13 protein-coding genes are annotated in these 15,008 nt (G+C 38.9%); 4 read left to right on the top strand and 9 right to left on the bottom strand.

The genetic code is table 11. The features are described from left to right. Both ACTBZY_RS10130 and dctA read right to left on the bottom strand, forming a co-directional pair. Window positions 1-886 (bottom strand): SMP-30/gluconolactonase/LRE family protein (locus tag ACTBZY_RS10130; protein ID WP_463046217.1); only part of this gene is annotated, 886 nt, incomplete at its 3' end. A gap of 93 nt (window positions 887-979) precedes the next feature. Beyond that, window positions 980-2,224: a C4-dicarboxylate transporter DctA gene (gene dctA, locus ACTBZY_RS10125; protein ID WP_463046216.1), complete on the bottom strand. Its 1,245-nt coding sequence runs from the start codon at window positions 2,222-2,224 to the stop codon at window positions 980-982. Window positions 2,225-2,348: 124 nt separating this feature from the next. Between dctA and coaBC the strand changes: the two genes are divergently transcribed. Both coaBC and porD read left to right on the top strand, forming a co-directional pair. Further along, the gene (coaBC, locus tag ACTBZY_RS10120; protein ID WP_463046215.1) at window positions 2,349-3,557 is read left to right on the top strand and encodes a bifunctional phosphopantothenoylcysteine decarboxylase/phosphopantothenate--cysteine ligase CoaBC; all 1,209 of its coding nucleotides are present in this window, start codon (window positions 2,349-2,351) and stop codon (window positions 3,555-3,557) included. Beyond that, entirely contained in the window at window positions 3,551-4,453 is a 903-nt protein-coding gene (gene porD / locus ACTBZY_RS10115; protein WP_463046214.1) for a type IX secretion system protein PorD, read from the top strand. Before coaBC ends, porD begins: the two co-directional genes overlap by 7 nt. On the opposite strand, the gene ACTBZY_RS10110 is transcribed toward porD, so the two are convergent. The 4 genes from ACTBZY_RS10110 to ispG all read right to left on the bottom strand — a co-directional run bounded on the left by ACTBZY_RS10110 (window position 4,443) and on the right by ispG (window position 7,593). After that, a complete protein-coding gene (locus tag ACTBZY_RS10110) occupies window positions 4,443-4,829 on the bottom strand; it encodes a gamma-glutamylcyclotransferase family protein (RefSeq protein WP_463046213.1) in 387 nt (128 codons plus the stop codon). The two genes, porD and ACTBZY_RS10110, sit on opposite strands and share 11 nt — an antisense overlap. Before the next feature lie 223 nt (window positions 4,830-5,052). After that, window positions 5,053-5,409: an MmcQ/YjbR family DNA-binding protein gene (locus tag ACTBZY_RS10105; protein ID WP_463046212.1), complete on the bottom strand. Its 357-nt coding sequence runs from the start codon at window positions 5,407-5,409 to the stop codon at window positions 5,053-5,055. A gap of 15 nt (window positions 5,410-5,424) precedes the next feature. Continuing rightward, entirely contained in the window at window positions 5,425-5,622 is a 198-nt protein-coding gene (locus tag ACTBZY_RS10100) for a DUF6728 family protein (protein WP_463046211.1), read from the bottom strand. 6 nt (window positions 5,623-5,628) lie between these two features. Continuing rightward, complete coding sequence (gene ispG / locus ACTBZY_RS10095) at window positions 5,629-7,593, bottom strand: (E)-4-hydroxy-3-methylbut-2-enyl-diphosphate synthase (protein ID WP_463046210.1); 1,965 nt, start codon at window positions 7,591-7,593, stop codon at window positions 5,629-5,631. 117 nt (window positions 7,594-7,710) lie between these two features. Here ispG and ACTBZY_RS10090 point away from each other — a divergent pair, with 117 nt between their 5' ends. Continuing rightward, on the top strand, window positions 7,711-8,328 hold the full coding sequence (locus tag ACTBZY_RS10090) for a 7-carboxy-7-deazaguanine synthase QueE (RefSeq protein WP_463046209.1): 618 nt from the start codon (window positions 7,711-7,713) through the stop codon (window positions 8,326-8,328). 251 nt (window positions 8,329-8,579) lie between these two features. Here ACTBZY_RS10090 and ppk2 (ACTBZY_RS10085) read toward each other — a convergent pair whose 3' ends face one another. From ppk2 (ACTBZY_RS10085) to ACTBZY_RS10075, 3 genes are all read right to left on the bottom strand, one after another. After that, the gene (gene ppk2 / locus ACTBZY_RS10085) at window positions 8,580-9,350 is read right to left on the bottom strand and encodes a polyphosphate kinase 2 (protein WP_463046207.1); all 771 of its coding nucleotides are present in this window, start codon (window positions 9,348-9,350) and stop codon (window positions 8,580-8,582) included. Window positions 9,351-9,364: 14 nt separating this feature from the next. Continuing rightward, the gene (gene ppk2, locus ACTBZY_RS10080) at window positions 9,365-10,213 is read right to left on the bottom strand and encodes a polyphosphate kinase 2 (protein ID WP_463046206.1); all 849 of its coding nucleotides are present in this window, start codon (window positions 10,211-10,213) and stop codon (window positions 9,365-9,367) included. Between the two features lie 105 nt (window positions 10,214-10,318). Then, complete coding sequence (locus ACTBZY_RS10075; RefSeq protein WP_463046205.1) at window positions 10,319-11,713, bottom strand: vanadium-dependent haloperoxidase; 1,395 nt, start codon at window positions 11,711-11,713, stop codon at window positions 10,319-10,321. A gap of 77 nt (window positions 11,714-11,790) precedes the next feature. Here ACTBZY_RS10075 and polA point away from each other — a divergent pair, with 77 nt between their 5' ends. Then, window positions 11,791-14,616 (top strand): DNA polymerase I, encoded by a 2,826-nt coding sequence (gene polA, locus ACTBZY_RS10070; RefSeq protein ID WP_463046204.1) that lies wholly within the window; start codon window positions 11,791-11,793, stop codon window positions 14,614-14,616. Window positions 14,617-15,008: the final 392 nt, after the last annotated feature.

Here is a 15,008-nt window from a genome sequence, read left to right as displayed (position 1 = left end):
CAACACTACTTCCTGAGAGCGGGTCTCCATTATTAAGATAAAGTTCTTCTTGTAGAAATTTATAATCGGTTTCTGGAAGATAGACTATTTTAAGAATTTGTGAGGGACTTCTATTGGCTTTACTTTTTTTGTGGCTTAGAAATTTCAAAAGTTTCGGGTGTGCCCCTATGATTAAATTACCATCTATGTCCATTTCAATGTTATCCAAACCCGTTGCTGCGAATTTAGAATCCACCATTTTTAGAGGCTCACCTGTTGGACTGTTTTCGTAAATATAGAGCATCCCTTCTGAGGTGCTGGAGACATAAAGATACTTGCCATTTGGAGATACATTGATACCATTGGCGTAGGCCATTTTTTGACTGACTTGATGTGCTTCACCATTTTTATAAAGCACGACATAGCCATTTTTATCTAATAATAAGTCTTTGATTTTACTTTCCAAACCATTTTTCATGCCATGGTCGTTAGTTAAATAAAACGTGGCCGTGTCTATGGCTACCAAGTCGTTTGGACTAATAAACATTTCTGGATGTGAAAACTTTCTTTGATTCAATATACTATCGCCTTCAATCTGGAAGCGATAAACAAAACTGTCGGCTCCTTCATGCGAAATGGCAAACAAATAGTTATTTCCATATTTCTGAAGCAAGGAAATACCATGTGGTCTGAAATCTGGGTTTTTCTCCGAAGCACGTAAAGAAACCAATTCGACGCCTTCGTCATTTGCATTGCAAGTATAAAGTTCACCCGTTTTTAGGGGTTCTCTTCTATCTGAAGCAGAAAAGTAAACTTGACCGTTAGACTGGTCAATGGTAAGGTCTTCCACGCCAGCTGGAGAACTTATTTCTTCCACCCTACCATCAAAATGAGGTTTTATTGTCATGAAAAAACCGCTTGAATTTAAAATATAAAGAAAACAAAGGCCAACTAAAATAAGTAAGACACAGAAAGACTTTATCGCGGTTTTCATGACATTTTAATTGTTCAGGTTATCTTTAAATATATCTTCGGTTTCGTCTAAATGGCCAAAAGCATAAAGCATTTTGTCTCGGTCAAATTCCTTTTCATTATTGGCTAAGAATATTGTGGCTACACCATTGCCTATAAAATTAGTGATGGCTCTGGCTTCAGACATAAATCTATCTACACCTAAAAGGAGAGCTAATCCTTCTAATGGAATTACTTTTAAGGCCGTTAAGGTAGAGGCCAATACTACAAAACCACTTCCTGTTACACCTGCGGCCCCTTTCGATGTTACCATCAAAATTCCGATCACGGTGAGCATCTGCTCAATAGATAAATGAACATCATAAACTTGGGCTAGAAACAAAGTGGCCATGGATAAGTATATGGTGGTGCCGTCCAAATTAAAAGAATAACCTGCTGGTACAACCAAGCCCACTACGGGCTTAGAACAGCCCATTCTTTCCAGCTTTTCCATGAGAGAAGGTAAGGCGGCTTCGGAAGAAGATGTTCCTAAAACAATCAGTAATTCTTCTCTGATGTATTTCAAAAATCCCCACAAGCTAATTTTATAATATCTTAGAATTTGACCCAGAATCACAAATATAAAAATGGCCATAGTGACATAAACGGAAATCATCAATTTGCCCAAAGGAATGAGGGAATCTAAACCGTATTTTCCGATGGTATAAGCCATTCCACCAAAAGCTCCAATCGGAGCAAAAAGCATAACCCAGTGCAAAGCCTTAAATACCACTTTGGATATTTTAGTTAAGAAATCAGTAATGGGTTTGCTGTTTTTATATTTACTCAAGAAAACGCCAAAGAGAATTGAAAAGAGTAAAACCTGAATGGTTTTATTGTCTTGGAAGAAAGCCATCCAGCTAAACCCTGCTTCCGCCTTATCTGCAAACTGCTGCACATTAGCACCAGTGGTTTCACCTGTTACGCCAGAACCAGGCTCAATGAGATAGGCGACAACGATACCAATAACAAGGGCAAATGTGGTTACTATTTCAAAGTATAATAAGGCTTTCCCACCTACTTTTCCTACTTTTTTTAAGTCTCCCATTCCACTGATTCCCAGAGAAATGGTTAAAAAAATAATGGGTAAAATAAACAGTTTTACTATTTGGATAAATCCGTCGCCGAGTACTTTAGCTTGAATTCCAGAATCAGGTGAAAAGTGACCTAAAAGAGCTCCTGAAGCAATAGCAGTCAATACCCAGAAGGTAAGGTTAGAGAAGAGTTTTTTCATTATTTAAAACTAGAGAATAATATTGTTTTCATGAAGGACTGCCAGAAAAGTACTAAGAGATTTTCATTAAGTAAGGCTATTTACTGTTAAAAGGCTAATTTTGTTATCATAGAATAAAAGAAAATTGTTAGAAGGTAAAAAAATATTATTAGGAGTAACAGGCAGTATATCAGCCTATAAGTCTGCTTTTTTGGTGAGATTACTTACCAAATCTGGGGCGGAAGTTAAAGTGATAATGACGGCTGCCGCCAAAGAATTTATTTCCTCATTAACTTTAAGTACTTTATCTAAAAATCCAGTCCTTACCGAATTTACAGCAGGAAAGGAAGGGGAATGGAATAACCATGTGGAATTGGCCTTATGGGCAGATATCATGGTGGTGGCTCCGGTTTCAGCCAATACCCTAGCAAAATGTGCTCATGGAATTTGTGATAATTTATTAGTGGCTACGTATTTGTCAGCCAAATGTCCTGTAATTTTTGCTCCCGCCATGGATTTGGATATGTATAAACATGGCAGCACACTAAAAAATCTTAAGCTTCTAGCATCTTATGGAAATGCCATTATTGAAGCAGAAAGTGGTGAGCTAGCCAGTGGCTTAGAAGGTCAGGGAAGATTGGCAGAGCCAGAACATATTTTTGAGTTTATAGAAAGCCAGTTTGGTTTAGATGAAGCCCTTAAAAACAAAAGGGTTTTAATTACTGCAGGTCCTACACAAGAGGCTATAGACCCTGTGCGGTTTATTAGTAATCATTCTTCTGGAAAAATGGGGTATGCCATTGCTAAAGCCTTCAGAAATGCGGGTGCCAAGGTTAATTTGGTTTCTGGGCCCGTAAATATTCCAGTTCCATTGAATATTGAAACTACACAAGTTAAATCTGCCCAACAAATGTATGAGGTTACTAAAGAGCTTTTTGGTGGGGCAGATATCATCATTTATGTGGCCGCTGTAGCAGATTATGCCGCAAAAGAAATATCGGACATTAAGCTTAAGAAAAAAGAAGATGACCTTTCCATAGCCTTAGAAAGAACGCTGGATATCGCAGGAAGTTTGGCTTCGCTCAAAAAGAGCCATCAAGTAACGGTTGGTTTTGCTTTGGAAACCAATGATGCCCTAGAAAATGCCTCAAAAAAACTAGAGAAAAAGAATTTTGACTTTATCGTGCTTAATTCTTTACAAGATAAGGGTGCAGGATTCCGTTATGATACCAATAAAATCAAGGTGGTGCATAGGAATGGGGAGATTAAGGATTTCGAATTGAAATCAAAAGATGTCGTTGCTTTAGATATTTTAAACGAAGTAAAAGCTGTTTTAACTAATATAAGATGTTGAAAAAAATACTCTTTCTTTTTTTAGTCAGTATGTCTTCCATGGCTCAAGAACTTGATGCTAGGGTGGAGATAAACTTTCAACAAATGAAATCTACGGTGCAGTACGATCCGAGCTTGTTTCAAGATATGCAAACGCAGATTCAGCAGTTTATGAATAACACCAGGTGGACTACAGATAATTTCAACATGAACGAGAAGGTGGAATGCAGTCTTATAATCACATTGATGCAGTCTACGACACAGAACTTTTTTAGTGGTAATGCTCAGTTTCAGGTAACTAGACCTATTTATGGTACAGAATATAAGTCGGTTACTTTACAATATGTAGACCAAGAATTCAGCTTTTCTTATCAGCCGACAGAACGTCAAATGGTTTTTAATGAGCAGTCATATACCAGTAATATTACGGCTTTGGCCGCTTATTATAGTCTAATGGCTCTTGCGGTAGATTATGATTCTTTCAGTGAGATGGGGGGCTCTCCCTATATTCAGCGTTTGTATAACTTAGTAACGCTTTCGGCCAATGCAGGATCGGGTTGGTCACAAACTCAGAATTCGAAAAGGAATAGATATTTTCTAGTAGAAAACCTTCAAAATCAACAGTTAAGTCAATACAGAGAAAGCTTTTATAAGTACCACAGATTGGTTTTAGACGATTTTGGCAGAGAACCAGAAAAGGGTAGGGAAGAGGTCTTAAAGCTTTTAGAAATCATTCAAAATATTGTAACACTTAGGCCTAACTCTGTGCTTATCAATGCTTTTTTTGATGCAAAAGCATTAGAGTTTGTCAATATATTTTCTGAAGGAAGTAGAGAAAATAAACAAAAGGCATTTTTGTTACTCTCCGGTTTAGACCCAGACAAAACGGAAGTCTATAGAAAGATTATCAATGGGTAAACTTACCTGAAAATATTTCTTCGTAAGGTTTTACTGATTTATTATAATAATAAATCCAGCATTCTTTCTCTTTTTCACTTTCTAAAAGGCTTACCATGTTTCTCTCCCGGAGATATAAAGAATCGTCTAAATTCTCCGGAAGAAAGTCTTCGTATTCGTCAAGTTTTGGTAATGAAAGTGTGGGTTCTTGTAGCTGATAAACTTCGCCATAAACAGTTCCGTCTGCTTTGATCAAACCGGGATAAAAATCAATGCGATATAGTTTTCCTTTTACAATGGCTTCGCCTACATATGTGGCGTTTTCTTGAAGAAATCGAGACCATTCATTGGGTTTGCATTTTTTCATCAAAGTACCGTAAACGAATAGGAGAGACATGAAGGTGTTTTTTAACTTGTTAATGCGGTGTTGTACTTTTAGCTCTGATTTGGAGTACCCCGGTCGTCGCTTCGAGTTGCTTTAGTCAGTGAATACGTAAGGGCAAAAGTCCTTTTACCGATATTTCGTCCCTACGGGACTTTTGAGATTAATGAAAGTGAAATTGGGAATTTGAACCAAAGCTCATACGGATGAGCTCTATTGTCAAATATCCAACATCAGCTCACAAGGCTTCCAACTCCGCCTGAACCTTTTTTGTGAGACCAGCTACCACCAAATCATAAGAATCATCCACACTTTCAATAAGCACTTTAGAAGGAACGCCCTCTATCATTAAAAACATGCTCCAATGCTTCTTATTCATGTGAAATGCACCTTGAATACCCGTATGTTCTGCTCTTAATTCGAGGTTTTTTTCGGGGGTGTTTTTTAGACTTATACGTAAATCTAGTTCGTCTAAGGGGCTCAATGCAAATACTTTTCCCATGACTTTAAAAACAAGTGTATCAGGTCCAAAGGGCAACTCTTCTGTCACTCCTTTTTTTGCCAAACAGTATGCTCTGAAAGATTCTAAATCCATGGCAATGATTCGTTTTTAATACCCTCTAAAGAAATAGCGATAAATCAACACGATCACACATACACCGAACATCACAATGGAAATCTTATTGATGCCATGCATCATTTTAAGATTGGTGCTCGTTGGATATTTACCGTCTTTGTCCTTCTTAAAAACGCGTAAGAAATAACCAAACGCCGGTGCTACTTTTAAATAATCTTTAATCTTGCTCATATCTTTTTATGCTGTTAAAGTTTCTTCTATGGTTGACGGTTCCGTCCAGATTCCGTCTTCTTTAATTAATTCTATCAATTCGTCTACGGCATTGTCGGAATGCACAGAACGTTTTACCACAGTTTGACCTCTGTACAAAGAGATTTTATCTTTTCCTATGCCCACATAACCGTAATCGGCATCGGCCATTTCTCCAGGCCCGTTTACGATGCAGCCCATAATTCCAATCTTAACACCCTTAAGGTGATCCGTTCTTTTTCTAATCATAGCCGTAGTTTCTTGCAAGTCGAACAAGGTTCTTCCACAAGATGGACAGCTGATATATTCCGTTTTCGTAATTCTTGTTCTGGCGGCTTGCAACACACCAAAAGCGGTGGAGTTGATAAGCTCTGGTTTCCCTCCCTCATAGTTCAATGTGATGCCATCTCCCAAGCCATCTAGCAATAATCCGCCGCAATCTGTAGCAGTATAAAGCTGGAAGTTACTCTCACTGATATTACCGTATTTGGCCTCTAAAACCACGGGTATATCAACGTTAAGATTTAGAAGTGCCACAAAGAATCTTCGCATATCTGCCATAGCATGGGCATTTTGAGAAGAAAGTTGGAGCACTACATTCTTTTTCTCTCGAACATTGTCAAAGAAAGCCTTATTGATAAATGAAGCGTCAACCTTGACCAAATTTAGTTTTGAATGTAATTTTTCTGCCTTTAAATATTCTTCCACTGTCAAACACGGAATCTTATTGTTTTGGTCAGCAGCTGTGAGCCAGAACTCATAATTCAAGATTTCCTTTAAGCCGTTCGGTAACATGAAATCAATTGACTTGTCTCCTGTGAAAATATAATCGGCACCCAGGTCATTCATACCCCACTTGTCGATGGCAGGTAAATAATAATGACCAATACTTTTCAAGGATTCAACTGCATTTACACCTGTTTTTGAGAAATCCGCTATCACTCTTGGGACATTACTGCCGCCAAAGTTTGCCACTTCAATACTCTTTCTTTTAGTATAAGAAAACGGGTCTATTGGATAATTTTCTATAGGTAAAATAGGAGAAGCCTTAGCCGCTCTATTGGCATATCTGTCAATGAGCGATTGAGCCACAGGCGATTCAAACTCTGGGTCTTCGGTAAGCGAAACCCTGACGGTATCACCCAAACCATCTTCCAGAAGTGTTCCTATGCCCATGGCAGACTTTATTCTGCCGTCTTCTCCTTCTCCTGCTTCTGTTACTCCTAAGTGCAGGGGATATGGCTTCAAACCTTCCTCATCCAGTCTGGTAGCAAGCATTCTGTAAGCTTGCACCATCACTTGAGGGTTAGAAGATTTCATGGAAATTACAATATCATAATATCCCTCATCTTCACAAATTCTCAAAAACTCTAAGGCGGACTCCACCATTCCAAGAGGCGTGTCGCCATAGCGGCTCAAAATCCTATCAGAAAGTGAACCGTGATTGGTTCCTATTCGCATGGCAGTACCATGTTCCTTACAGATTTTTACCAAAGGTGTAAATCTTTCACGAATACGTGCGAGCTCATCTTGATAGGTAGCATCGGTATATTCAATATGCTGAAAACGCTTTTTATCAGCATAGTTGCCAGGGTTTACCCTAACTTTTTCTACTATCCTTGCGGCCAGCTCAGCAGCGTTTGGCGTAAAATGTATGTCTGCTACCAGCGGTTGGTTATAACCTCTTGCTCGCAGTGCCTTCTTAATGTTTTCTAGATTCTGAGCTTCTTTTACAGACGGAGCTGTTATTCGCACTATTTCGCAGCCCGTTTCTATCATCCTGATACTTTGCTCCACAGAGCCTTCCGTGTCCATGGTATCTATGGTGGTCATAGATTGAACCCGAATTGGGAAGTCAGAACCCAGCATAAGTTCACCAATTTTGACTTGATTGGTCTCGCGTCGCGAGTAGGAAGTTAAGGAATTGCAGTAATCAGTCTTTTGAATGCTCATTCTTTTATTATGATTGCAGATTTACAAATTTACTATTTTATGAATTGACTTTTATTCATAGACGAGATTCTATTTCAGAAAGCTTAATTTTGTGGAAATTTCATCAACGAAACCAATATGGATTCTAGTCAGACAGCTATTTCTTTACCCATCATGGAGTCTTTTTACACCATTCAGGGAGAAGGTGTGCATAATGGCAAAGCCGCTTACTTTATTCGCCTTGGCGGCTGTGATGTGGGCTGCGTCTGGTGTGATGTAAAAGAAAGTTGGGATGCCGAAAAACATCCACTTACTTCTATAGAAACGTTGGTTACTGAGGCTCAAGAGCATCCAGGAAGATTGGTCGTGATTACTGGTGGCGAACCATTGATGTATGACATGCTTCCTTTGACAGAAGCTTTACGTTTGGCGGGTTTTGAAACCAATATTGAAACTTCTGGGGCTTACGAAATGAGTGGTACGTGGGATTGGGTTTGTTTCTCTCCAAAGAAATTTAAAGAACCACATGAAAGTATTTTTCCGGTAGCCCACGAGCTAAAAGCCATCATATTTAATAAATCTGACTTTGCTTTTGCAGAGAAATACGCTGAACTCGTCAATGATGACTGCCAATTATTACTTCAACCAGAATGGGATAAGCAGGAGCAAATGCTGCCTTTAATTATAGACTACGTGAAAGCAAATCCAAAATGGAAAATCAGCTTACAGACCCATAAGTTTATGGATATTCCTTAGTTTTTTCTATGTTTTAATGATTCAATGAGTTCATTTTTTAATGCTCCAATGCTCCAATGCTCCAATGTGTTATTGATTCAATGCTCCAATGCTGGAATGGTTCATTTTTGGATGCTCCAATGCTTTAATGCTCCAATGCTCCAATGTGTTATTGATTCAATGCTCCAGTGCTCCAATGAGTTAATGATTCAATGCTCCAATGCTGGAATGGTTCATTTTTTAATGCTTCAATACTCTAATGTTTCAATGATTTAATGCTCCTCGTAAGGAATCACTTTCAAAATATGTTTTACCGCTGCCAATCTTGCTAACGTTTTTTTATCTGCATCTAGGATGGTCCATTGGGCCATTTCGGTGTTAGTTTTATCAAACATCACCTGTTTATATTTGGTGTACTCGTCCCACAAACCCTGGGCTTTTTCATCTAAAGGAGACATCTTCCACTTTTTCAATTCACTTTTCTTTATATCCTCAAACCTTTTGGCTTGTTCTACTTTGGTGATAGAGAAGTAAAATTTGATAAAGTAAGTATCCGATTGAATAACCATTTTTTCAAACTCATTGACCGAAGACATGAAAATTTCATATTCTTTTGGTGTACAAAAACCATTCACAGGCTCCACGACGGCCCTGTTATACCAGCTTCTGTCAAAAAAAACAATTTCTCCAGGTTTCGGCAGCTGATTGACATAACGTTGAAAATACCATTGACCGCGTTCGTCGTCCGTCGGTTTATTAAGAGCCACAATCCTAAAGTGTCTTGGGTTTATATGAGCTGTTATTCTTCTAATAGCTCCACCTTTACCAGCGGCATCTCGACCTTCAAAAAGGATAACAATCTTTTTCTTGTTCTCAATGACCCAAGTCTGTAGTTTCACCAGTTCTGCCTGGAGTTCTCTAAGTTCTTTTTCGTATTTAGAATAGCGTAAAGCCTTAGTTAGATTGGTTTTTTCTTCCGCAAAAACCAATCTAAGACCTATTTTAGAATTTAAGAGTTCTAAATCTTTTTCTGTTAATTTCATTTCTACTTTAGATCTTAAATATCAATTTGATTTACGTTTCTATAAAATCGTTGAATCACGTTTGGGTCTGGCGGAAGACTTATTTGAGCTTGTGCTTTTTCTGGATATTCAAATCGAGAAAGTACGTGCCTGATACTTTCTAATCTAGCTCGTTTTTTGCTGTTGGTTTTAACGATAATCCACGGACTAAAAGCGGTATGTGTCTTGCTGAACATTTGCTCTTTATAGTACGTATATTTACCCCACAGTTCTTGTCCTTTCTGGTCTACTGGGCTAAACTTCCATTGTTTTAGAGGATTCGCTAGTCTTTCGTTAAACCTTTCGCTTTGCTCTTCTTTAGATATAGAAAACCAGAATTTTATAATAATAACGCCATCTTCATATAGCATGTGCTCAAATTCCGGCACCTGCACCATAAACTGATTGTATTGCTTATCGTCACAGAAACCCATTACCGGCTCCACCACGGCTCTGTTATACCAGCTTCTATCAAAGAAAACTATTTGGCCAGGCTCAGGAAGCTCCTTAATATATCTTCTGAAATACCACTGACCTCTTTCGTCTTCTGTGGGTTTGGTAAGAGCTACCACACGCATAGAACGCGGATTTAGATGCTCTTTGAATCTTTTAATAGATCCACCCTTACCGGCAGCATCTCTACCTTCAAAAATAACCGCGACTCTCAGCTTTTTCTCAATGATCCAATTTTGCAGATTTACCAATTCCGCTTGTAGGAGGCCCAGCTCTTTTTCGTAAATCAGGTTTTTGACTGTTTTACTTATATCAATACCCTTTTCTTCGGCTATCGCAATAAGCTCTTTTCTTGTTTTTGATTCCAGTAAATCTTCTGCAGTAAAAGGCATGTTTGTCTTAAAAGTAAATTTGAAAAAATCTTGAGCTTTAGTATCTCATATTCAACAGCCCAAAGTCTGATAAATCTGGCTCTTTTAAAAGCAAATACTGAAATATTATTCTTCTTTTAGAAACTTTAATTTCAATATGTTTTGACCTACCAGTTTTCCCATGTCTTGACCTTGGTCAAGTGCATCCATGTAATGAATTCCTCCATAAAACCTTGAAATGCTGGTTTCATTGGCCGCCTCCCAGAATGAAGCAAATTTTCTAGGTTCACCCACCCAGAATTTAGAATAATCAGTAAACCCAATGTCGCTACCGATAGTTTCTGAAAGCACAGTGGCCATAGCGGCAGATTGCACAGAGTGCCCAGAAGGAAACTCAGGAAATGGAGGTGTAAGCAGTTTTGGTTCCCAAGCACTATCAATATATCTATTGATATAAGCTACTGGTCGTATTAAATTATGCTTCATTTTTCCCATCCACGAGCAGATAATAGCGTCGTTTAAAGCCAAACCTAAACGGCAATAAAGTTCTGCCGATTTTGCCAAGCTAACGGGTGACTTCCTTAAAACCATAGTCAAAACAGCTGCGGAATGTCCTGTGGCGGTATATGTGAAACCAGCAGCATCGTCCCAAAAGTTGGCTATCACATATTTCTTGTTTCCGGGGTTGACCGTTTTGGATTCTTCATAAACATCCATGGCCATTTTATAGAAAGGAGACTTAGGATACTTTGAAAAAACCACTTTTGGTTTGATGCCAAAATCTGTGGCGTTGTCTTTCATGAAAGACCTGTTATACTGCCATCCCGGATGCATAGGGCCTGTGTTTTCTAAATCTGCCGAACGATGAATTTCGAAACAAGACTCACAGGCCGGAAGTCGGTAGTTCATGTCGTAGCTTCTTAAATAGGCTTGGTGGCCGCCGTCAGATTTGGAATATTCATAAATCATTTTGCCTACGGCCAATCCATAATTTCTTGATTTTTGGAAAGTATCTGCATCCATATCCTGGCTAAGTGTGGTATTAACAGAATCTTTAAAAGCCCAAACACCCTCCATCCAAACATAAGGTGCAGGAGTAAAAAGCTGATCTACCATGTAGAAAACCGCATTGTTAATGGCAATGGCACTGGAAAACTGCTCCGAGCTGACATCATAATCTCTACTCCTTTTGTATTCTTGAATCTGACCACTTAAACTTTGATAGTCCGGTTGCCCTGGAAGCATGGCTTCATAGGCAGCAAGATTGACATAAGCTAAAGTTCGTGCAGCCACATTGGGCGTATAGCCATTGGTTTGCTCCAAAAGATCAAATAAGATGACATGCCATTTTACTAGTAAATCGGAAGTGTTAAAGTCATATTGTTTTTCGGGAAGTACAAATTCAAATTCTACCAAATCTCCTTCGTCCCTGGCTTGATAGTTCTGAGAAGTAATTTGCTGCCCAAAACTCAAAGTGGATACCAGGCTAAGTGTAAGAAGGAAGGTGGACTTTTTAAGCATTTATCTGACGGAATGGTTTTAATAAAGCGTAAAAATAGCGAATATTACAAACATTTTGTCAATCAAAAACGCACCAAATGCCCTCAAAAAAACTATTCCTTCTAGATGCAATGGCCTTAATCTATAGAGCACATTTTGCATTTATTAAAAATCCAAGAGTAAACACCAGCGGAATGAACACTTCTGCTGTTTTCGGTTTTACCAACACACTTTTGGAGGTTTTAAAAAAGGAGAAACCAACGCATCTTGCTATCGTTTTTGATACCAAAGAACCAACTTTTAGGCATGTACAATTTCCAGAGTATAAGGCCAACAGAGAAGAAATGCCAGAGGATATCGGCATTGCCATTCCATTGATTAAACGCTTGGCAAAATGCATGAACATTGCCCTTTTAGAACTACCCGGTTTTGAGGCAGATGATATCATTGGTACCATGGCAAAAAGGGAGTCTAAAAATGATTTTGAGGTATTTATGTACACGCCAGATAAAGACTATGGTCAGCTAGTGGAAGAACATATTTTCTTGTATAAACCAGCCTTTCTAGGCAATAGTGTTGAAGTACAAGGTGTACCCGAAATATTAGCCAAATGGGATATTGAAAGAATAGACCAGGTGGTAGACATGTTGGGACTGATGGGCGATAAGGTGGATAATATTCCTGGTATCATGGGTGTGGGAGAGAAAACCGCAGTCAAGTTTCTGAAGGAATACGGGACCATCGAAGGGCTGTTGGAAAATGCGGATGAAATCAAAGGAAAAATAGGGGAGAAAGTGAGAGCCGGAAAGGCTGATGCTCTATTATCTAAGGAGCTGGCTACCATTGATATCAATGTTCCTATAAGTTATACATCGGAAGATTTGATCTTAGAGGAATATAACAAAGAGGATTTGGCTGCATTTTTAGACGAAATGGAGTTTAGAACGCTTAAGCGTAGAATGATGCCTGATGCAGAAGATAACTCTTCTGCGGCTCCCAAAGAAAAAGCCACCAGTAAAAAGGCAGCTAAAAAACCTGCTGATGCCTCTCAAATGGGACTATTTGATACTTATTCTGAAGAGCCAGAGGTTATAAAAGAGCCTTCGGAAAAGGAGACTATTCATACCAAGAAGCACCAATATTACTGTATGGATACGCCTGAAAAAAGGGCGGAATTGATAAAATATCTGTTGGCTCAGGACGAAATCTGTTTCGATACAGAAACGACAGATGTAGATGCCTTTGATGCAGAATTAGTAGGTATGTCTTTCTCTTACAGAGCTGGTGAGGGCTATTATGTGCCTACGCCGCCAAATAAAGAGGAAACATTAAAGATTTTAGAGGAATTTAGACCTGTTTTTGAAAGTGAAACGGTCATGAAGATTGCTCAAAATCTAAAATATGATGTTTCGGTTTTGAAAAATTACGGCGTAGAAGTGTACGGGCCAAAGTATGATACCATGCTAGCCCATTATCTTCTGGAACCAGATTTACGTCATGGTATGGATTTCTTATCCAACCTGTATCTGAATTATGAACCCGTCCATATTGAAGAGTTGATAGGGAAAAAGGGCAAAAAGCAAGGCAACATGCGTGATGTGCCTGTGGAAGAGGCAAGCAAATATGCCGCAGAAGATGCCGATGTCACTTGGCAACTAAAGCAAATTTTGGACATAGAGCTTAAAGAAAGGGAACAAGACGACTTGCTCCAAAGGGTAGAAATACCACTTGTCAATGTGCTTTCTGAAATGGAAATGGAAGGTATAAAAGTAGACGTTCATGCTCTTTACGAACTATCGGAAGTATTGGGGAAAGATATAGCAGCAGCCCAAAAGGATATTTTTGAAATGGCAGGAACAGAATTTAATGTGGGCTCCCCTAAACAACTCGGTGAGGTACTTTTTGACCTCTTGAAGATAGATTTAAAGCCTAAGAAAACACCTAGTGGTCAATATGCTACAGGAGAAGAAATATTGAGTAAATATGAAAACGAGCACGCGATAGCTAGGCGGATTTTGGACTTTAGAGAGTTAAGTAAACTCAAAAGCACGTATGTGGATGCTCTTCCTTTGCTTATTAATAAGCGAACGGGTAGAATTCATACTTCCTATAATCAGGCAGTGGCAGCTACGGGTAGATTAAGTTCTACCAACCCCAACTTACAGAACATCCCGATTAGAACAGAACGCGGAAGGGAAATTAGAAAGGCGTTTATTCCTAGAGATGAAAACTTTAAGATTCTATCTGCCGATTATAGCCAGATAGAGTTGAGGATTATGGCCGCATTTTCTGAGGATGAATCTATGGTGGCGGCCTTTAATAATGATGTGGATATTCACTCCACTACGGCGTCTAAAGTCTTTGGCGTGGAACTGGCTGACGTTACTACTGACATGCGTAGAAAAGCCAAAATGGTCAACTTCGGTATTATCTACGGTATTTCTGCCTTTGGATTAGCACAACGATTAGGCATTTCAAGAACAGAAGCCAAAGAGATTATCGACAACTATTTTGAGCAGTTTCCAAGAGTGAAAGCTTATATGGACGAGTGCATTAATAAGGCCCGAGAAATGGAATATGTAGAGACGGTTTTGGGTAGAAGAAGGTATCTAAGGGACATCAATTCCAGAAACCAGACCAACAGAGGTTATGCCGAACGAAATGCCATAAATGCTCCGATTCAGGGTTCTGCGGCGGATATGATAAAGCTGGCCATGATTAATGTGCATGACTGGATGAAAAAGGAAAACCTAAAGTCTAAAATGCTGCTTCAGGTGCATGATGAACTTATTTTTGATGCTCATGTGGATGAAATAGAACTGCTAAAAACCAAAGTGCATGAGCTCATGGTGAACGCCATTCCATTAAAAGTAAAATTGGATACCGGTCTTGGTGTAGGAGACAACTGGTTGGAGGCTCATTAAATTGAAGTAATGTTTTGTCACACTTTTTGTATAAAAGGCAAAAAGTCCGCCAAAACAAAGGTTATGGTTTTTCTAATAGCTCAGGGTTTTACCCTGAGCTATTAATATTTCGCCCCGATGGGGCTTTTTTTAGCCTGCGGAACTTCATTTAAAGACTGTTTCATTATTGGTTCAGCTTTGTTGAAGCGGTATGCAGCTTCTGTATGATATGGGCGGTTTAGTGAAATTTAAGTACTAAGAATTGAACACAGTGAAAGCCATAGGCTTGAGAACAGGGTAGCTAGCTTTCATTCATAGGTGAGCAAACCCATGTTTTAAACATTTCGTCTTCCCTCTGGTTTCTAAATATGATAAAAGAGAAGAGCGTTTTACTTCCCCAATCGCTCAAGAAG

The organism is Arcticibacterium sp., from assembly GCF_055134445.1.
Note: the sequence above shows the minus strand (reverse complement) of the source record. Positions and strands in the feature narration are given on the sequence as shown.